The sequence below is a fragment of the Limosilactobacillus antri DSM 16041 genome, assembly GCF_000160835.1.
Lineage (GTDB): Bacteria > Bacillota > Bacilli > Lactobacillales > Lactobacillaceae > Limosilactobacillus > Limosilactobacillus antri.
The window spans coordinates 332,325-350,320 of sequence record NZ_GG700733.1 but is presented as its reverse complement, the minus strand read 5'-3'; the positions used below and the strand labels follow the sequence as shown (position 1 = coordinate 350,320).

Genomic DNA, 17,996 nt, shown 5'->3' with positions numbered 1-17,996 from the left:
TAATAACGGCAAGATTAATACGATGTCTGGGGTGCCATCTGGCTGAGATAATACCCATTGAACCTGACCTGGTTAACACCAGCGGAGGAAGAATCGGTAAGATCAATTCATAGTTGAGTTAATGATACCCCGGGGATAACTGTGTCCCGGGGTTTTATTTTGCCTAAAGACCGCCTTAATCTTAATTTTTTCTAAGGAGTGTCTTACAATGCACAAACGTACTTTCCACTTACGCGACATTATTTTGCTAGCCCTAATTGCAATTATCTTTGGGGTGATTTACTATGCTGCGGCTTTTGTCTACAACGGTTTGACTGTTCTCTTAACACCGGTAGGCTACGGACCAATCGCCAATGACCTTACAATGGGAATTTGGTGCATGGCCGGGCCGCTCGCCGGTTTCTTACTCCGTATCCCTGGTTCTTCCTTCCTCGGTGAATTTCTCGGTGCCGCTGTGGAAATGTTCCTCGGTGACCAATGGGGGGCCTCTAACTTGATTTCCGGAGCAGTTCAGGGGATTGGGACGGAATTAGGGTTTACGTTAACCCTCTATAAGGTTTACAACTGGCTCACCGTTATCTTAACGAGCGTCACGACCACCATCGTCACCTTTGCCTGGGATTGGTTCCGGAACGGTTATAGCCACTTTGCGCCCAATATGCTGCTGATTATGCTCGTCGCACGGTTCCTCTCGATGCTGATCTTTTCCGGGATCCTGGTTAAATTAATTGTCAACCTGCTGACGCGGGCGCACGTAATCCGGAGTTAGCCATGGCTAACAATATCATTGACGTTCAGCAACTCTCATTTGCTTACGACCACCAGGAGGTCCTTAAAGCGCTCACCACGAGTTTCCCCGCTGGCAGCGTGGCCCTATTGACCGGGCCGTCCGGCTGCGGAAAGTCAACCCTTCTCCGCTTGATTGCCGGCTTGCTGCCTAAGTATGGCGGCCACCTCACTAACGGGCGGATTAATTTTCCAGCCGGAAAACCAACCATCGGAATGCTCTTTCAAGACCCCCTGATGCAGTCTGCCCTGGATACGCCCCGGCACGAGTTAGAATTTGTTCTCGAAAACGAACGGGTCCCCCACGAGCAAATTGCCGCCAGAGTAACAGCGGCCCTGCACTTTTGTAAAATCACTGACTTAGCAGACCGCCAGCTGACCACCCTATCCGGCGGCCAACAGCAACGGGTCGCCCTGGCCGTCACAATTGCCCGGCAGGCGAAGGTGCTCCTGCTCGACGAACCATTCGCCAGTATTGACGAAGAAAGCCGGCACTTCCTGATCGGTCAGCTGCAACAGCTGGTAGTGAACCAGGGCATCACAATCTTAATTGCCGACCACGACTGTCACGGCTACCAAAAGCTGCATCCCCTGGTCTACCAGTTCCAGGCGGGACGGGTCACTCGCCACTCCCCGGCTGCTAGTGCGCAGTTGCTAATCGCTGCTGATGAACGCGCCCGGCAGCCCCTCCGGACCGCGCGGCCAGGTGCCGAGCTCCCCACCACGTTTCAACTGACGGCCGTCCGGCTCAAGCGGGGCAGCCATGAATTGCTGAACCTGCCGAAACTTGCACTATTCCGCGACAAGATTACCCTGATAACCGGCGCCAACGGCAGTGGCAAATCAACCTTCTTCCGGGCCCTGACCAAGCTGGTTCCCTACCAGGGGCAAATTGCCTATACCGGACAAGAAATCCGCCAAATTAAGAACCGGCAGTACCGCGCTGACGTCGGTCTCGTTTTTCAACATGCCGACGACCAGTTTATTAACGTAACCGTCGCTGAAGAATTAGCCCTGAGCAAGCGCAACGGACACCACCCCTATTTTCAAACTCACTTGCCAACCGCCTTACAGCTGTTAGGGCTAGCTGGTTTGGACGAGCGGGTGGTCTATTCCCTCAGCGGGGGGCAGCGAAAAAAACTCCAGCTCCTGTTAATGCTAATGATGGGGCAGCCGGTGCTGCTGATGGACGAGCCATTTGCGGGTCTTGACCGGCAATCCCTGCTAAACGTCTGCCAGCTAATTAAGGCTGCCCAGGCCGCTAAGCCGCAATCAATACTGATTATCAGCCACCAGTTGACTGCCCTTGACCAGTTAATCGACTTTCACCTGCACCTGAGCGGGCACCGGCTCAATTATGAGGAGGACTACCATGAACCCTAGTTTTAAGTTAATCCTGGCCCTGATTATTTCCCTGGAAATAACTTTCACCGACCACCTTCTTGGTAACCTCGTTATCATCGCAGCCGCCCTGGCCTACCTCGTTGCCCAAGCGGTTCCCTGGGGCAAACTAGGCCAGCTCCTGCTTATCACCATGATTCCGGCGGCAGCCCTCTTTATGACCATCGGCTTTTTCTCCCCCACGCGCAACCTCTTCTTTGCCTGGGTGCTGGTTAGCCGCCTGTACTGCTACGTCAGTGTTGGAGCAGCCGTCACACTAACTACCAGCAAGCTCACCTTGATCCGATCACTAGAACAGAACTGTCGCCTGCCCAGCAAATTTGCCTATGGCTTTCTGGCAGCCCTCAACCTGCTTCCCCGGATCAAACAAAACGTGGTTACCATTCGGGTTGCTGGGCAAATGCGGGGAGTAATCCTCCACTGGTGGTCACCGACCCTGTACTTCAAAGCAATCCTGTCCGCCATCGCCTGGTCTGACCAGTTGGCTCAGGCAATGGAAACGCACGGCTTTAAGGAAGGGGCTCCCCGTTCCGCCGCTCAGGTGATCAAGATAACCAAGCGTGACTGGCTAACCCTATTTTTAATTTTACTAATCGTTCAAATAGTAATAATTGCGCTTCCTTAACTTATCAGTCATAATATAGGAAAAAGGAAGGAACGCTTATGAATAATAACAGTATTTCCACACGAATTGTCAACGCACTTTCCTACTTCAGCATCTTCTTTCTACCAGTTGTTTTTCCCTTAATCGTCTGGATCATCGCCCGGGCGAGTGACGAGGCCTCAATTGTTCACAACGCCAGCAAGGCCTTTTGGAGCCAGATCTTCCCGTTGCTTTACGTTATCTTTGCCGCGCTGGTCGTCAGCATCGGTGCCCTGCGCAGCTATACTTTCCACGCGGGGGCGCTCCTCGGGGTCCTGCTGACCTTTGCCCTCCTGATCGCCCTTTTGTTGTTTATCTACAACGTTGCGATGGGGGTCAAAATGCTGTTAGGGCGGGATTAGGTGCGGCCAGTGGACTGTTTTACGCCTTGTCGAAATATTTATCCGGCCCCGGTATTCGTCTTGCCCGAATGGTGGGGCCGTTTAGCGCTATAAAGGGGAGAATGTTAATCTTATGGGCTTGCTTTTAGGAATTATTCTGCTGTTTACGACCGTGGTTGTTGCTAACGTCATTCACTTGGTATATCCCAAGCTCCCGCTATCCATTTACCAAATCATTGCGGGGGTCCTGCTAGCTTCACTGCCAACCTCGGCCACCGACTTTACGATGCACCCGGAACTATTTATGATGGTCGTAATTGCACCATTGATGTTCAACGACGGCCAAAACCAGTCGTTCCGCTACCTGTCCAGTAATTATAAGTCAATTTTGTCAATCTCGGTTCTCCTCGCACTGGTAACCGTCCTGATTTCGGGGGCCATCCTGCACCTCGCCCTGCCAACCGTCTTTCCGTTTGCCCTGGCCTTCATGCTGGCATCGATTATTACCCCGACTGATGCGGTAGCGGTGAAGTCAATTACCTCCAACATGACGGTCCCGGAAAACGTCAATGGCGCCCTGGAATACGAGTCACTCTTCAACGACGCCTCAGGGATCGTCCTCCTCGACCTTTCCCTGGCCGCCTACCAGTCAGGTGAATTCTCATTGGGTCACAGCCTGTGGATCTTTGCCTACGTCTTTTTTGGCGGGATCATCTTCGGGGCAATCATGGGGAACCTGGTAATCAGCCTTCGGCAACGGTTGATGCGCAACCACGTTGACATTGCCTCCATCGTTATCCCGATCAACGTCATGACCCCGATCGTCGTCTACTGGCTAGCGGAAGAACTGCACCTTTCCGGTATCTTAGCCGTCGTTTCGGCAGGAATCGTCCACAGTATCCTCTATGACCGCCTGCGGCTAACCTCAACCAAGGTTCAAATGGCCACCACCACGATCTGGACCATCATCAGTGACGCCTTGAACGGAGTCGTGTTCGTCCTCCTGGGCGTGATGCTTCCTCAGGTTCTCCGCCGCACCGCTCCCCGAAACCTGCTCAACCTGCTGTGGATTGCCCTGGCGCTCTATATCATCATGACTCTGCTCCGCTTTTTATGGACCCGTTTTCGCCTGGTCAATATCCACTCGGCACAAGAAAACCGTAATCGGGACAGCCTCCTGATGGCGATTGGGGGTATTCACGGAACGATCACCCTGGCACTGGCCTTCTCCCTGCCGGTGATGATCAACCATCATACCTTTGCTTTCCGGAATTCAATGATCTTAATCGCGGCGTTTGTGATCCTCATCAGCATTATTGTTGGCGCCGTAGCCTACCCGCTATTACTGCCACCAAAATCCCGCGACTATACTGAAGAGGAGTTCCAACAAGCGTTTAATAAGACCGTCCACCACGCCATCAACGTCCTCCATAGCAATAACGACCACCGGCGGGAACAGGCCTTCGTTGCTGACCAGCTGGCCAGCCAGATCCGGCAGTTTCACACTTTCAACCGGGAACTCTTTGAGCAACTGGTCAAAAAGGCCCACCAGGTCGAACTGGCAACCCTGGACCAGCTCACGGACGACGGCACCATTACCGAAAAGCAGGCGGAATTTTACGCTAGCTTCGTCGCCCGGTCAGTTTTCCGGGGTAGCCGCCACAGTTTCCGTGAATCCTGGGTAATCCTCTGGCACCGGATCAAGTGGCGGTATGCACGCCGGCGCCGACTAAAAAAGCACCTCAAGAGCCACGGACCGCTCAATAGCGATACGGGTCACCAGTTGATTACTCACAACGAACGGCAAGGCATTATTGAAATTCAAAAGCTGCTTTACCGGAACGTGGAAAAGTATCTCCACTCGGTTTCCACGCCCCAAAACGTCATTGAGGTGGCCATGGTTAACCACATCTACCTGCAGAAGAAGCGGTTCTTTACCCGTGAAGCATCGATTGATACCGACATTGCTACCAGTCTGTTTATCGAAGCGTTCCAACTCGAACACAGCTACGTTCAGGAACAGCTGGTCGCTGGCAACCTCTCCCAAGAGCTCGCCAACGCCCTCAACGAGCAAATCTCCACGGATGAACTCGTCTACGTTCAATCCCTTGACTAGCACCAGCCTCATGTTAGTTCTTAACTATTACAAAGATAACGTGGAAAACCTACAGGCTAACTTCGTGTCGCAACCACAAGGCTAGTGTATAACGCCGCGAAGCAATGCTATTTGCCTACGAACGCTAGCCGGCCCGTACCGTGCCAACTATCGTTCTAGGTTATCCATACGCCTTGTCGAGGAGGTTGTTTCCCACTCCCTTAGTTTTTCTTATAACGTTAACAGGAAGGCCACGACCGCTGGCAGCAGTTGGAACAGCCAAATCTTCCGGGTCGCTGTAAAACCGCCAAAAAGGGCCACGACCATGATGAAGACCAGCAATAGCTGCCAAACGGTAATCAGAGTGATCCCGTGAACCAGCCAGTAGCTGGCAATAATGAGGACCCCCAACATCCCATTGTAAATCCCCTGGTTGGCAAAGGAAATCCGAGCAGGCCGCTGCCTGGTATACTCCACCGGGAGGTCAAACGCGCGTGCCTGCTGTTCGGGCCGCCCCCAAATCTCCATTGCCATGATTCCCAGATGTTCAACCGCAATTAACATCATTAAGATAATTAACAGTCGCATTTTACTCACTCACTTTACGTAATGGTTTAAAAATTTCGCAATCCGTTGCGGGTATAAGGATGGCTGCTTTTCATACGAAGCCGCGTGTTTAGCACCCTTCACCACCCATAACTCCCGAGGCCCCTTCGTTGCCGCATAGTTTTGGTAAACCATCCGGGTCGGGACAAAGCGGTCATCGCCGCCATGGATAAACATTATCGGCCGCTGATTGCGTTCCAGCATCGTCGTTGCGCTCGCTTCATGAACGTAAAAGCCATTCTTAACCCGGTTGATCAGACTCAGGGTCCCGATTAACGGTGCACGGATTGCCTGGGGAATATTATACAGGTTCCCCGCTTCATAGTTAAGCTCGGCGTTCAAGCTGGTGTAGCCGCAGTCCTCAACCAGTGCCTTGACCTGGTGCGGAAGCGGGATTCCACTCGTCATCATCGTTGTGGCCCCGCCCATGCTGACACCGAAGATCACAATTTGACTCTGCGGGCCGTTCTTCGTAACCAGTTTTTCCGCCCATTTGCGGACGTCGTAGCGTTCCGGCCAGCCGTAGCCAATGTATTTCCCCTGACTTTGCCCGTGCGCCCGGGCATCCGGCAGCAAAACGTTATAACCCAGCTGGTGAAACATTGCCGCATACTCGCCCATCTTCTCTTTCCGACCCATGAAGCCGTGTAAGATAATCACGTTTTTAGTAGTCGGCTGGGCGGCGGGGAGGTAATCAGCCACTAGCCGGTAATTGCCGTGCGCTGACTTCATTGTCCATTGCTGCTTGGGAGCCTGCTTAAACCACATTTTCTGTGCATATAAGGGATCACTCTTGCTAATCCGGTCAGAGTTGTGGATAAAGGACTTGTGGCTCGGCACCATCGCCACCGTGAAGAAGTAGCTCCCGGCCGCAAATAGGGCCAGGGCGAGCAGGACAATAATGCTGATTAACCAGCGCCAAAGATGGCGGCGTTTAGTAACTTCTGTTTTCAAATTAATTAACCCCATGTCGTAATTTTTGATTAACGGACATATTTTAGCACACATTCTGTTACTTGGTAACATTCATCATTAGCAAATGCCGTTTCCAATGGTAAAATAGGAGTTGACACTAAAAAGGAGTGAGAAGATGTTTCCTGAAAGACTCCGGGCACTGCGCAAGGGCCAAAAAATCACCTTAAAAGAGCTGGCCAACCACCTCAACCAAAACCTCGGGCCCAACGAAAAGCCCAATACCGCTTCCCAAATCGGTAACTGGGAGCGGGGAATCCGGACCCCATCATACGTTGAAGCCCGTAAACTGGCCGAATTCTTTGACGTCAGCCTCGACTATTTGACTGGTAAAACCGACCGGGATGACTTTGACCTCGGCAAATTATTTTTCTCCAGCAAAAACTTATCCTTCAACCAAACCGTTCTCTCCAGCGAAGACCGCTATGAAATCTTCCAGCTGATCGACGGCTACCTCAAGGGCAAGCATAACCGGCGGGATACCGACAAGTTTTACGGCAAGCAGGAGCAGCTCAATCTAAAGTTAAAGTAGTGAAGTAAAATGAATCCTAAAAAACTCAAACAGCTAAAAAAACGGGTCAAAAAGGCCCAGCAGGCGGTAAAACCCGTCCCCTACCTTCAAGAATTAGAAGGCTACCGGGACCTGTTCGAGGATTTTCCGGCGGTCAAATACCTCATTAATAACGTCCTGGAAAGTGACCGCCTGTTAAAGAACGGGCTCCTCCCCCAGCCATTACCGCGCCTCCTCCTCCCGGATAATATCCAAGATACGATTTTCCAGCGGGTCAACGAACAGTACCCCCAGGGGGATCCGCGGGGCGACGCACTGTGGAACCGGTATAATGACGCTCTGCCAAAGCTCGACCGGGCACTACGCAACTTCCGTGACTATTTAGAAGACACGTACGGGATGTGGTCCTACGTCAATGCGCCCTTTGCCAAGGCCCTTTCCGACTACCTTGCCGGCCGACCGGTCTTAGAAATCATGGCTGGGAATGGCTATATTTCAAAGGGCTTGCGCAACAATAACTCCCAGCAGAAAATCTACACAACGGACAGCCAGGACTGGGTACGTGAAAACGAAACCGGTCGACACCCGGTTACTGGAATCGAGCGGCTCGACGCCCTTTCCGCAATCAAGAAATATGGTGACCAGGTGGACTTCGTTATTATGTCCTGGGCGCCCGACAAACAGGAAACCGACTGGGAAGTTCTCCAGCTGCTGCGCCGGGAGTACCCGAAGGTTCACTTCCTGGTGATCGGTGAACGAAACGGGGCCACCAACTCCAAGAAGTTCTGGCAGGAAGCAAAGCTCAGCCAAGATGAACGGTTGCAAAAGGTGAACCAGCAGCTGCACTCGTTTGACCTGATTGACGAGCAAATTTATACGGTTCAGTAGTCTACTAGATTGGGGGCTCATCATGGAAACAGGCAGCATCGCGCAATTACAAGCGGTCACGGCCCAGCCGGTCAACAAGCGGCCGCCGTTACGGGAGCATTGGTTTGCAAACCTCGACTTGACGGGGGCCGACCTGCGGGGAATCGATTTTTCTGCCGCCCATTTTCAAAACGTTGTGCTTGACCAGGCCAATCTTGAGGGCGCCATCCTCCACAACACATACCTCGACGACTGCTCGCTAGCGGATGCCGACTTACGGGACGCTGATCTCCGGACCGCTTCCCTGCGCCGGGCTAATTTAAGCCACAGTGACATTAGCGGGGCAAACCTCTACGGTGCCGTCCTAGAAAGGGCCGACCTGACCGGGATTGTCAGCAGCCCGGCGACCAAGTGGTTCCGCCTCCACTGCCCGGCAACCGGTCCCTTCGTTGCCTTTAAGAAGTGTTTTAATGACCGAATTGTTCAATTGCTGGTTCCAGCTGATGCTCTCCGTACTTCGGCGACCCGCCCGTCTTGCCGGTGCAATAAGGCCAAGGTCCTCAAAATCACTAATTTCGCCCAAACTGAGGAATATGATGAATCCTGGTCCCTCGTTGATGAAAACTTTGTTTACCGGAAGGGGCACTGGGTCACCGTTGCTAATTTCAACGCAGACCGCTGGTACGACTCCACCACTGGCATCCATTTTTGGCTGACCAGGGAAGAAGCCATGGCATACTAAATTTAATTCGAGCCAACTGGACTTTATTCTTGATTACCAGTTGGCTTTTTACGTATAATGATTTGGTTACGGAAAAATTCAAGTTAAGGAGGACTACTATGAAGTACCGTCTACAAGCAATTCTGTTTGTTTTTATCGCGTTTATGCTCGGCTGTAATGAATACATGATTGTCGGTGTCCTACCCGATATCGCCCACGAATACCATGATTCACTCTCTACGCTTGGCCTCTTGGTTACCGTCTTCGCCTTTGTCTACGCGGCCTTCACCCCAGTCATTACCTCGCTGGCTAACCGTTGGCGGCGACACCACGTCCTCCTGTGGCTGATGGTCATTTTTCTAATTGGCAACACCTGGACCGCGTTAGCCACTAACCTTATTTCCCTGCTGCTCTCGCGGATTTTAACGGCAACGGTCGCTGGGGCTATCATTTCCCTGGTCCTGGTCATGGCGAGTTTTGTTGCTCCTTACGAAAAGCGGGCCAGTCTCGTTTCCTGGGTGTTCGCTGGTTTCAGCATTGCTTCTGTCATCGGGATTCCGATTGGGACCATCATCAGCACCAGCTTTTCCTGGCACGACAGCTTTTGGATGGTCACAATCATTACCGTCATCGCCTTTTGCTTTCTCTTCTGGCTGGTTCCCCGCGATACCCCGCAATTCAAGAGTGGGCTCAAAAAGCAGTTTGTTTTATTTAAGGACTACCGCGTTTTGTTAGGGGTCCTATTCATCGTGGCGATCTGCGCAGCCGACTATACGATTTACACCTATATCCGGCCGTTGATTACCAGCGGGATGGGTTTTGATAATGCCTGGCTAAACTGGCTCCTATTTGGAATGGGGATCTTCTTTATCATCGGCAACAAGTTCGGCGGGTTCCTGGCCGATCGCGGGGGGATTCACCGCCTGCCGATCATCTACGCCGCCATGACGGTCCTCTACCTGGCGTTTGGCCCCCTGCTCAGCTTTAAGTGGCTGGCGATTCTGATTGTCGCCCTGCTCTGCGTCGCTTTTTCCTGCTACGGTTCTTCCACCCAGCTCATGTTTTTGGACATCGCAGAAAAAGAGTATCCACAATCGTTGGACCTGGCGTCATCACTCAATTCCATTTTTGCCAACATCGGCATCTCCCTCGGCTCCTTTACTGCTTCCCAAGCAGTGCAGTTCACTGGACTGACCCGGTTAGGCTACGTCGGTTCGATCTACGCCCTGCTTGCGACTGTGCTGGTGATCGTCTTGAGCCGGCAATACGCTGGGATGCGGAACCACATGGTATAAGTGGATAAGAATAAACCGTGCCGTGCCACGCGGCAAACACTAAACGTCCCGAATCAGCTGTTTAGCTGATTCGGGACGTTTTTGCTCCCGCTCTACCTGCACCCTGCCTAGATAACGCACAGCCCAAACACAACGAAAATTAACGCAATAAAGGAGAATAAGAAGTACCATTCACGCATCATAATATCGCCTCCACTTCTATTTCTACCCTCATTGTAACCCCTTTCATAATAAATTTATACTGATAACCAAGAAACGATGGGATCGGTTGCCTTTAAACCAACAAAACGGCTGGAAGAATTCCCAACCGCTTTGTCTGTGTTTTGATATTATCTCAGGTTAATAGCGATGTCCACTTCGCTATTGACCAGGCGCCTCACAATCCGGTGAGTTAATGCGCCCCACTGTCAAAATGTCAATGGTAGCCATTTGGGTTGCTACCAGACCTCTCGACTCATCGCAAATATCATTATACCAAACCTAGTCTAATTAGCAAGAATCATGCTCGTGCCTCAGCCACTACCGCCAGGTGTTCCGCTAGCCATTCCTGCGCTCGTTCCACCAGCGTCGACAAACTGCCGCCCTGGTCAGTATCATTAGCCAGCTCATCAATTCGCAGCCCCGACTTGTTAACGTCGGCACTTTCCATCACCATATACAAGTTAACAGGGTATTCCGGCCCCTGGTCCAGCAACTTGCCATCTAAGCGTTCCGCCTCAGCCATCGGGATATTAATGAGGTTAGCTTCCAGCCGGACACTCACCGGGTCACCCGTTTTCATCTTAACGTCAATGTTATATTGGCCGAGATAACCCTTGTCAAACTGGTCAAGCATAAATTGGATGGCAGTCTTTAAGGTCGTCTTTTGCTGGGCCTGGGCCGCCGTCTTCGTCACGACTTCTTTGACAACCCGGTTACCCGTTATCTGTCCTAAATAATCGGCTACCGTCATCTTCATTTCTTTGCTCGCTCCTCCATTTCCTTAATCCGCGCTTGGGTATACTCTGCCCGTTGCCTAATACCGTAGTAAATTCCCGCACAGCCCAGGAGAATTCCAATAACGCTGAGCCCCTGCACCAGGACCCCCGTCACGGTCATCCGGGCGTCAATCGTCTGAAAAGTCGCTAAACTGGCAATTGCAAAGTAGAGGTTCACAAGGATGGTCGCATAGCCACAAAAACGCATCTTCAGCAGCGCCAGTCCATTGACGATCACCGCCAGAACAACGAACACCAGCAATCGTCCCCAGACCCCTGGACTGGTCAACGCCTGGCCGTGCTGGAGAAACATAATGGCATCCAGCACTAGCGCAAACACCGCCGCCACCGACGTCACAACGATCACTTTAGCAGAATTCTTCATCTCATTACCAACCTTCATTTAAAAATAAAAGGGAGTGCCCGCCGCACCCCGTTGTACTAACCTTGCGGGGTCGGATGAGCGTTCACACAACTCACCCGGTTACACTCCCATTCTACTAAATTTCAATCAGGCCAGCAAATCGGCGATTTCTGCCGTTGGGATTCCCGTAATGTACTGGTCCGTGCCAGCCTTTTCCAGGGCCTTGGCAATTTCGTCCCGGTCGTACTTGACCCCCTTCAGCTGGTCGGCCAGCTTGGTAACATCCTGAGGACCAAAGAAGTCACCGAAAAACTTGATATTCTTGATGACACCATCCTTGACGTCCAACCGGGCATCAATCGTTCCCATATCAAAGTGCTTCCGCCGCTTTGTTGTAAATTCTGGATTCTTGCCGTAAACCCAGTCCCAATTGTTGTAGTATTGCTCGTAGATCTGATCAATTTCCTTTTGGTCCTCTGGCGTGACCACGTACTGCTTATCCTTGATTTCATCCAGGCTGTCAACGTTGAAGAGTCCCTTAATCAGGTCATCCCGGAAGGTCGGCACGTCAATATCCTGGTATTCCTTTGCCAGGTAAGGCCGCAGGTTCGTTACCCGGGACCGCACGGACTTGATTCCCTTGGAGGCAATCTTATCTTGGGCCACGTGGAGGGCGTCCGCCACCACGCTCAGGTCCACGTCCAGCATCAGCGTTCCATGGGAGAAGGTCTTGCCGTTCTTTGAATACATTGCGTTGCCGGAAAACTTCTTGCCATCAACCAGGATGTCATTCCGCCCGCTGACTTCGACGGTCGTCGCGCCCATTTTATGAAGGACGTCCACGATTGGCTGGGTGAAGGACTTAAAGTCGCCGAACTCTTCACTATCACTCGGCACCACGAAACTAAAGCAGAGGTTTCCCAGATCTTGGTAAACGGCCCCACCGCCGGAAAGCCGCCGGGTCACCCGAATGTTGTGTTCCTTAACGTAGTCCTGGTTGATTTCTTCTGCCGTATTCTGGTTGCGGCCGACAATAATGCAGGGCTCTTCATAGTAAAAAAGCACCAGCGGCTCCTGACCAAAATCCTTATTATTCATCAAATACTGTTCAGTCGCCAGGTTCATCCCAATATTGTGGGAAGTCATTGAAACATAACGCATTGTCCTACTCCTATCTTGTGAAAACCATAACAAAATTAGACTAAAACCCAAAATTTGTCTTTTAAGTTTCTACTCCCAGTGTATTCCTAATTGCAAACGTTTTCAAACAATAAATTGGAATAAGCTGAAAAAAGGCGGCGAAAACCCGTATAATAATAGTGAAACGGAAGCAACTGGCTGGATTGGCAGCCAATCGTACCCTTACCACGCTAACCACTTTTAACTACAATAAAGGAGTTTTTAATATGGCAGACAATTCGCAATACCAAAACATCCTGGTCGCTGTCGATGGTTCCAAAGCAACTGCCGCGGTGCTGGAAGCGGGAATTAAGGCCGCCCTGCGCAACCGGGCCCACCTGGATATCTTAACAATCACCCAGGTCGACCAGCTCACCGACGGTTATAGCACCGCTGGTCCGTCCGCTGACCAGACTTATAGTGCGGTTCACGCTACCCGGGACCGAATGGACGACCTCAAGCAACGGGCCCAAGCCGCGGGCGTGACCGACGTCAATATTCATATTCGGTTCGGCAATCCTAAACGGGTCATCGCGCGCGAATTTCCGGCTGACCACCACTCCGATTTGATCGTGATCGGGGCCTCCGGACTGTCCGGTGTCGAACGCTTTATGATTGGTTCCGTAACTAATTACGTCAGCCGAACTGCCCGCTGTGACGTCCTCGTCGTGCGGGCCGCGGGCGATACCCAGAGATAAGCAATGGCTAAGCAGATTATTAGCGGCCTGGTTGCCCCCGTCGACGCGGGGAAAACGACCCTGACAGAAGCGCTGCTCTACCAAGCCGGCCACTTGCGGCAGCTCGGCCGCGTCGACAAAGGGAACGCCTTCCTTGACCCCGACCAGTTGGAAAAGCAACGGGGAATCACAATTTTCACGCACCAGGCCGCCCTTGATTATCAAAAACTCCACCTGACCCTCCTTGACACCCCGGGCCACATTGACTTTGCTGCTCAAACGGAGCAGGTCCTGCAGGTCCTTGATTACGCACTGTTGGTGGTTCCTGCTAACGACAGCCTCCGGGGCACTACACGGACCCTTTGGAAGCTCCTCGCCCGCTACCACGTTCCGACTTTCCTCTTTATTAATAAAACCGACAGCATAGGCGCTGACGCTCCAGCGGTCATCAACCAGCTGCAAACCGAATTATCACCAGCCTGCATTGACTTTACTGCTGCCCCGGTGACGACTGGCGGCACTGCCGAAGCGATTGCGATGCAAGACGACGCGGTCCTTGAAAACTACCTAGCTACGGACCGCCTGACGGTCAGCCAGGTTCAAAAATTGATCCGCCAGCGAAAGGTCTTTCCCTGCTATGCCGGTTCCGCGCTGAAACTAACCGGGATTCAAGCGCTGCTTGACGGCTTGGCCCAGTGGACTGTCGAACCACCAGCAGCTGGTGACCACTTTGCCGCCCGGGTCTTCAAAGTTTCCCACGACCGCAATGGCAACCGGCTCAGCTGGGTCCGGGTTCGCTCAGGAACGCTGCGGGCCAAGGCGGAAATTCTGCCTGGTGAAAAGGCCGACCAGGTGCGGCTCTACGATGGTGATAAATTTACCATTCAGCAGGAGGTGCCGGCGGGCGGCATCTGTGCCATTACTGGCCTGACTTCCACGTACCCGGGGCAGGGACTTGGCCACGCCACAACGGCGCCCCAGCCCCGCCTGCAGCCAGTCCTATCCTACGCGGCCAAAATCGATACTGATAATCCCCGGCCATACCTTAGGGCCCTGCACGAACTGGCAGACGAGGACCCCCAGCTTAAGCTGTCCTGGTCCCAGCAGCTCCAAGAAGTCCGCGTCCAGCTGATGGGCACCGTTCAAAAGGAGGTCCTTGAGCAGCGACTAGCACAGCGGTACGGCCTCCAGCTCCATTTTACCGGCGGTCAGATCCTCTATCGCGAAACAATCGCGCAGCCAGTGGAAGGAGTCGGCCACTTTGAACCGCTCCGCCACTACGCCGAAGTCCACCTGCGTTTAGCGCCCGGTTTCCCTGGCAGCGGCTTAACGTTTGCCAGTCAATGCCGCGAAGACGTCCTAAGCCACAACTGGCAAGAGCAGGTCATGACGAGCCTGGGCGCCAAGGAACACCGTGGCGTCCTCATTGGAGCGCCCCTAACCGACGTTAAGATTACCCTGGTTGGCGGGAAGGGCAGCATCGTCCACTCCGTCGGCGGCGACTTTCGGGAAGCCACTTGGCGGGCCGTCCGCCAGGGTTTAATGGAACTGCGGGCCCAGAAAGCCTGCGTCCTGCTAGAGCCCTGGTACCAATACCGGTTAACCATTCCCCAGGAGCAGGTGGGCCGGGCAATCAACGACCTGCAGGGGATGGGCGCGGATTTTCAGCTCACGGAAGGCGACAATGGTGCATTGACCACCATCACCGGAAGTGGGCCGGTGGCCACGATGCGTGATTACGCCATCACCGTTCGCAATTATAGCCATGGTCAGGGCCAGCTGGAGTGTGTCGTTGCCGGCTACCGTCCATGCCACAACGCCGCGGCGGTCATTGCTGTTCACCAATACGATCCGGTAGCGGACCTTGCCAATACGCCAGATTCGGTTTTCTGTGCTCACGGCGCAGGCTACCCCGTCAACTGGGAGCAAGTTCCTTCCAAGGCCCATTTTCCATACCAAAAATAAAGTCACACGGGGCTGTGACATAACTATTACTTAAATAAAATACGAACAGCGCAGTACACAAAGGGGCTTCAGTGCTCGGCAAAGCCGAACTCTGAAGCCCTCTTTGTGCTTTCTAAAAACTAGCTGCGCGTCGACGGGGGCGTGAAGACGAAGTCATAAATGACTTCCGCGTTAGAACCGTTCAAAAACGAAATCATCCTGATTTCTGTTTCACGGTTTGTCACGCTCCCAAGCGTCTTATTATATTCTATTTTTCCTCAAGCTGGAGGAGCAGGCCATATAAGGCTCCCAGCAAGTTAGCCTCGTTGCCAAACTTAGCAGCCTGAATATCCGGCATCACGATATCGTCTTGTAAACGGCGGTCACTCTCCTGAAGCAGCTTAAACTGGTGCCGAATCTCGCTGACAACCACCGGCTGGGCACTAATCCCACCGCCAATCAAGATTCGTTCAAGGTCAACGACGGCTTGGACGTTAACTAGCAGGACTGCCACCCGCCGACAAAAGGCCGTGAAGATTCCCCAGGCTGCTGGATTATGCCGGTTAATTTCCACAAACGCCCGGCGACCATCCCTAGAATCCGGCAAGCCACAAGCCGTCGCCACCGCCGCAATCATTTTTACGGCCGACGTGCTGGCGCCGACCGTGGCCTCATGGGGGTCTAAGTGGTCGTGGTTATTGACGATGGCACTAATTTCACCAGCCCGAAAATGCGGCCCGGCGAAAAGCTGGCCATTAATCATCAGTCCCCCGCCGACTGAAGTTCCCAAGGTCACGACCGCCCCGTTATCCACCGTCGTCAGGTTGCCCAGCCACATCTCAGCTAAGGTTGCACAATTAGCATCATTGCCCACGTAGACCGGCAACCCGGTTAGCTGACGTACGTACTCCGCCAGGTTAAACTCCCCCATGAAGCCAAGGGCGCCTGTAAACTCTACCTTGCCGGAACGGGGATTAACAATCCCGGGAACGCTCACACAGATGGCGTGGACCCCTTGACTGGTATGGATCAGCTGGGCAAGTGCTGCCAAAAAGTCAGCCACGCGCCGGGGCGTGGGCAACTGGTCCGTTGCAGTAATATTGCCGGAATGATCAATCCGGGCGCTCTTGAGCGTTGTTCCTCCAATATCAATGCTTAAATAGTAGCGTTGCACTTGCTCACTCCCCCTCGTATCATTTACCTGTATTATACCGCTGGTACTGCCAGACGGCTAAGCCAATGACTGTCCCAACAACCGCAAAGGGCAGCCAGGCAAAGCCGCTTGTAAACAGTGGCAGGTGCTGCCCCGCCCAGGCCGTTAACCACCGGCGGCCTCCCCACCGCTGGAAAAACGGCGGGAGACTACCCACCAGGTCAAAGCAGGCGGGAATTAGCGTCAGGCCCAGGGCCCAGCGGTAAACGACCGGGGCCCGGTCAAACAGTGGTGACGCCAGCGCCACAAGGATGAGCACGATTGCCAGGGGGTAGAGGAACATCAATACCGGGGTTGACCAGGTCACGATCTGGTCCAAACCAAGGTTGGCGATTAAAAAAGATAGAAAACAGTTCCACCGCAAAAAGGTGCGGTAGGCAACCTGCGGGAACCGCTGGTGAAAATCCTGCGAAAAGGCAATTACTAACCCCATCGCAGTTGTCAGGCAGGTTACCGTGGCTAGTGTCAGTAACAACGCGTTGCCAAAGGTGCCCAGGTAGTAGTGCGCCACCTGGTTGAGGGTTGTTCCGCCATTGGCTGCAAGGGCAAATTGGTTCCGGCTGGTAGTACCCAAATAAATTAGTCCGAGGTAGAGGATCCCGACCCCCAGGATGCCGATAAACCCGCCCTTGGCCGTTGCCAGGGAGCGATCCCGGGGATTGAAGCCCAGCTGTTGGACAGCCGCCACGACGGTCACCCCAAAAATCAGCATCGCCAGCGCGTCCATTGTGTTATACCCCTGCAAAAAGCCATTGGCGAAGGGCTGACTTAAATAGTTCCCGACCGGCTGCGGGCCGGATAGTCTCCCCAGCGGCCGTAGGAAGGCCAGCAGAAAAATCACCAGAAGCATCACAAGAAAAGCCGGATTCAGGGCTTTGCCGATAATCTCCGTCACCTTCCCAGATTTAACCGAAAAGCAGTAGGTCAGCAGGAAAAACGCGCCCGTAAACAGGGCTAGGCCCCACGGCTGCACCCGTGCTGGCAGCGCTGGGGCAATCCCAATCGCGTAGGGGACGGTTGCCGTCCGCGGGGTGGCACACAGGGGGCCAATCGTCGCGTGAACCAGGATTAAAAAGACGAGGGCAAACCAATCGCCTACGGGCCGGGCCAGGTCAAAGAGCCCCCGGCTTTGGGTAACGCTGAGTGCCAGCATGGCCAGCAGGGGCAACAGGACCCCGGAACTAATAAAACCGGCCGCTGCCGGCCCCCAGTTGGCTCCCGCCAGTTGGCCCAGGTGAACCGGGAAGACCAGGTTTCCAGCCCCGAACAACATTCCAAAAACGAGTGAGCCGATCACCAGGTAGGTGCGGGCCCGCCGCAAGCGTTCATTCATTATTATTTCTCTCCTCACCTATAATCCTATAAATTATACCGGGAATATAAGAAAAGCACCAGCAAGAATTT

18 protein-coding genes and 1 riboswitch are annotated in these 17,996 nt (G+C 53.2%); of the genes, 11 read left to right on the top strand and 7 right to left on the bottom strand.

What is annotated here, in order from left to right; translation table 11 throughout:
- The first annotated feature begins 17 nt into the window (after nt 1-17).
- A riboswitch (TPP riboswitch) is annotated at nt 18-107 on the top strand.
- A gap of 101 nt (nt 108-208) precedes the next feature.
- The 5 genes from HMPREF0494_RS05280 to HMPREF0494_RS05260 all read left to right on the top strand — a co-directional run bounded on the left by HMPREF0494_RS05280 (nt 209) and on the right by HMPREF0494_RS05260 (nt 5,287).
- Nucleotides 209-769, top strand: a complete 561-nt coding sequence (locus HMPREF0494_RS05280; RefSeq protein ID WP_007123912.1) for an ECF transporter S component — start codon at nt 209-211, stop codon at nt 767-769.
- 2 nt (nt 770-771) lie between these two features.
- Entirely contained in the window at nt 772-2,169 is a 1,398-nt protein-coding gene (locus HMPREF0494_RS05275; protein WP_007123911.1) for an ATP-binding cassette domain-containing protein, read from the top strand.
- Nucleotides 2,159-2,812, top strand: coding sequence for an energy-coupling factor transporter transmembrane component T family protein (locus HMPREF0494_RS05270; RefSeq protein WP_007123910.1), 654 nt, complete (start codon nt 2,159-2,161; stop codon nt 2,810-2,812). The genes HMPREF0494_RS05275 and HMPREF0494_RS05270 overlap by 11 nt, the downstream gene beginning before the upstream one ends.
- Nucleotides 2,813-2,850: 38 nt before the next feature.
- Nucleotides 2,851-3,192, top strand: coding sequence for a hypothetical protein (locus HMPREF0494_RS05265; protein ID WP_007123909.1), 342 nt, complete (start codon nt 2,851-2,853; stop codon nt 3,190-3,192).
- Between the two features lie 112 nt (nt 3,193-3,304).
- Nucleotides 3,305-5,287, top strand: coding sequence for a cation:proton antiporter (locus HMPREF0494_RS05260; protein ID WP_007123908.1), 1,983 nt, complete (start codon nt 3,305-3,307; stop codon nt 5,285-5,287).
- Between the two features lie 210 nt (nt 5,288-5,497).
- Here the strand turns inward: HMPREF0494_RS05260 and HMPREF0494_RS05255 are convergent, their stop codons facing one another.
- Nucleotides 5,498-5,854, bottom strand: a complete 357-nt coding sequence (locus HMPREF0494_RS05255) for a DUF1304 domain-containing protein (RefSeq protein ID WP_007123907.1) — start codon at nt 5,852-5,854, stop codon at nt 5,498-5,500.
- 9 nt (nt 5,855-5,863) lie between these two features.
- Entirely contained in the window at nt 5,864-6,841 is a 978-nt protein-coding gene (locus tag HMPREF0494_RS05250; protein WP_040458828.1) for an alpha/beta hydrolase, read from the bottom strand.
- Nucleotides 6,842-6,962: 121 nt separating this feature from the next.
- Here HMPREF0494_RS05250 and HMPREF0494_RS05245 point away from each other — a divergent pair, with 121 nt between their 5' ends.
- From HMPREF0494_RS05245 to HMPREF0494_RS05230, 4 genes are all read left to right on the top strand, one after another.
- Nucleotides 6,963-7,376, top strand: coding sequence for a helix-turn-helix domain-containing protein (locus HMPREF0494_RS05245; RefSeq protein WP_003712436.1), 414 nt, complete (start codon nt 6,963-6,965; stop codon nt 7,374-7,376).
- Nucleotides 7,377-7,385: 9 nt separating this feature from the next.
- Nucleotides 7,386-8,243: a hypothetical protein gene (locus HMPREF0494_RS05240; RefSeq protein ID WP_007123905.1), complete on the top strand. Its 858-nt coding sequence runs from the start codon at nt 7,386-7,388 to the stop codon at nt 8,241-8,243.
- 22 nt (nt 8,244-8,265) lie between these two features.
- Nucleotides 8,266-8,964 (top strand): pentapeptide repeat-containing protein, encoded by a 699-nt coding sequence (locus tag HMPREF0494_RS05235; RefSeq protein ID WP_007123904.1) that lies wholly within the window; start codon nt 8,266-8,268, stop codon nt 8,962-8,964.
- A gap of 98 nt (nt 8,965-9,062) precedes the next feature.
- A complete protein-coding gene (locus HMPREF0494_RS05230; protein ID WP_007123903.1) occupies nt 9,063-10,238 on the top strand; it encodes an MFS transporter in 1,176 nt (391 codons plus the stop codon).
- Nucleotides 10,239-10,737: 499 nt separating this feature from the next.
- Here the strand turns inward: HMPREF0494_RS05230 and HMPREF0494_RS05225 are convergent, their stop codons facing one another.
- From HMPREF0494_RS05225 to HMPREF0494_RS05215, 3 genes are all read right to left on the bottom strand, one after another.
- Nucleotides 10,738-11,196: a hypothetical protein gene (locus tag HMPREF0494_RS05225; protein ID WP_007123902.1), complete on the bottom strand. Its 459-nt coding sequence runs from the start codon at nt 11,194-11,196 to the stop codon at nt 10,738-10,740.
- Complete coding sequence (locus HMPREF0494_RS05220; RefSeq protein ID WP_040458827.1) at nt 11,193-11,600, bottom strand: hypothetical protein; 408 nt, start codon at nt 11,598-11,600, stop codon at nt 11,193-11,195. Before HMPREF0494_RS05220 ends, HMPREF0494_RS05225 begins: the two co-directional genes overlap by 4 nt.
- Before the next feature lie 126 nt (nt 11,601-11,726).
- On the bottom strand, nt 11,727-12,740 hold the full coding sequence (locus HMPREF0494_RS05215) for a lipoate--protein ligase (protein ID WP_040458826.1): 1,014 nt from the start codon (nt 12,738-12,740) through the stop codon (nt 11,727-11,729).
- Nucleotides 12,741-12,985: 245 nt separating this feature from the next.
- Here HMPREF0494_RS05215 and HMPREF0494_RS05210 point away from each other — a divergent pair, with 245 nt between their 5' ends.
- A complete protein-coding gene (locus HMPREF0494_RS05210; protein WP_040458825.1) occupies nt 12,986-13,456 on the top strand; it encodes a universal stress protein in 471 nt (156 codons plus the stop codon).
- Between the two features lie 3 nt (nt 13,457-13,459).
- Nucleotides 13,460-15,400: an elongation factor G gene (locus tag HMPREF0494_RS05205; protein ID WP_007123898.1), complete on the top strand. Its 1,941-nt coding sequence runs from the start codon at nt 13,460-13,462 to the stop codon at nt 15,398-15,400.
- 247 nt (nt 15,401-15,647) lie between these two features.
- Here the strand turns inward: HMPREF0494_RS05205 and HMPREF0494_RS05200 are convergent, their stop codons facing one another.
- A complete protein-coding gene (locus tag HMPREF0494_RS05200) occupies nt 15,648-16,553 on the bottom strand; it encodes an ROK family protein (RefSeq protein WP_007123897.1) in 906 nt (301 codons plus the stop codon).
- Between the two features lie 19 nt (nt 16,554-16,572).
- Nucleotides 16,573-17,925 (bottom strand): branched-chain amino acid transport system II carrier protein, encoded by a 1,353-nt coding sequence (brnQ, locus tag HMPREF0494_RS05195; RefSeq protein WP_007123896.1) that lies wholly within the window; start codon nt 17,923-17,925, stop codon nt 16,573-16,575.
- Nucleotides 17,926-17,996: the final 71 nt, after the last annotated feature.

Bases quoted from the DNA above. Each gene is read 5' to 3' on its own strand.
- HMPREF0494_RS05250 (WP_040458828.1), bottom strand. From the start codon at position 6,841: ATGGGGTTAATTAATTTGAAAACAGAAGTTACTAAACGCCGCCATCTT.
- HMPREF0494_RS05230 (WP_007123903.1), top strand. From the start codon at position 9,063: ATGAAGTACCGTCTACAAGCAATTCTGTTTGTTTTTATCGCGTTTATG.
- HMPREF0494_RS05235 (WP_007123904.1), top strand. From the start codon at position 8,266: ATGGAAACAGGCAGCATCGCGCAATTACAAGCGGTCACGGCCCAGCCG.
- HMPREF0494_RS05205 (WP_007123898.1), top strand. From the start codon at position 13,460: ATGGCTAAGCAGATTATTAGCGGCCTGGTTGCCCCCGTCGACGCGGGG.
- HMPREF0494_RS05270 (WP_007123910.1), top strand. From the start codon at position 2,159: ATGAACCCTAGTTTTAAGTTAATCCTGGCCCTGATTATTTCCCTGGAA.
- HMPREF0494_RS05275 (WP_007123911.1), top strand. From the start codon at position 772: ATGGCTAACAATATCATTGACGTTCAGCAACTCTCATTTGCTTACGAC.
- brnQ (WP_007123896.1), bottom strand. From the start codon at position 17,925: ATGAATGAACGCTTGCGGCGGGCCCGCACCTACCTGGTGATCGGCTCA.
- HMPREF0494_RS05245 (WP_003712436.1), top strand. From the start codon at position 6,963: ATGTTTCCTGAAAGACTCCGGGCACTGCGCAAGGGCCAAAAAATCACC.
- HMPREF0494_RS05260 (WP_007123908.1), top strand. From the start codon at position 3,305: ATGGGCTTGCTTTTAGGAATTATTCTGCTGTTTACGACCGTGGTTGTT.
- HMPREF0494_RS05255 (WP_007123907.1), bottom strand. From the start codon at position 5,854: ATGCGACTGTTAATTATCTTAATGATGTTAATTGCGGTTGAACATCTG.
- HMPREF0494_RS05210 (WP_040458825.1), top strand. From the start codon at position 12,986: ATGGCAGACAATTCGCAATACCAAAACATCCTGGTCGCTGTCGATGGT.
- HMPREF0494_RS05280 (WP_007123912.1), top strand. From the start codon at position 209: ATGCACAAACGTACTTTCCACTTACGCGACATTATTTTGCTAGCCCTA.
- HMPREF0494_RS05215 (WP_040458826.1), bottom strand. From the start codon at position 12,740: ATGCGTTATGTTTCAATGACTTCCCACAATATTGGGATGAACCTGGCG.
- HMPREF0494_RS05265 (WP_007123909.1), top strand. From the start codon at position 2,851: ATGAATAATAACAGTATTTCCACACGAATTGTCAACGCACTTTCCTAC.
- HMPREF0494_RS05225 (WP_007123902.1), bottom strand. From the start codon at position 11,196: ATGAAGATGACGGTAGCCGATTATTTAGGACAGATAACGGGTAACCGG.
- HMPREF0494_RS05240 (WP_007123905.1), top strand. From the start codon at position 7,386: ATGAATCCTAAAAAACTCAAACAGCTAAAAAAACGGGTCAAAAAGGCC.
- HMPREF0494_RS05220 (WP_040458827.1), bottom strand. From the start codon at position 11,600: ATGAAGAATTCTGCTAAAGTGATCGTTGTGACGTCGGTGGCGGCGGTG.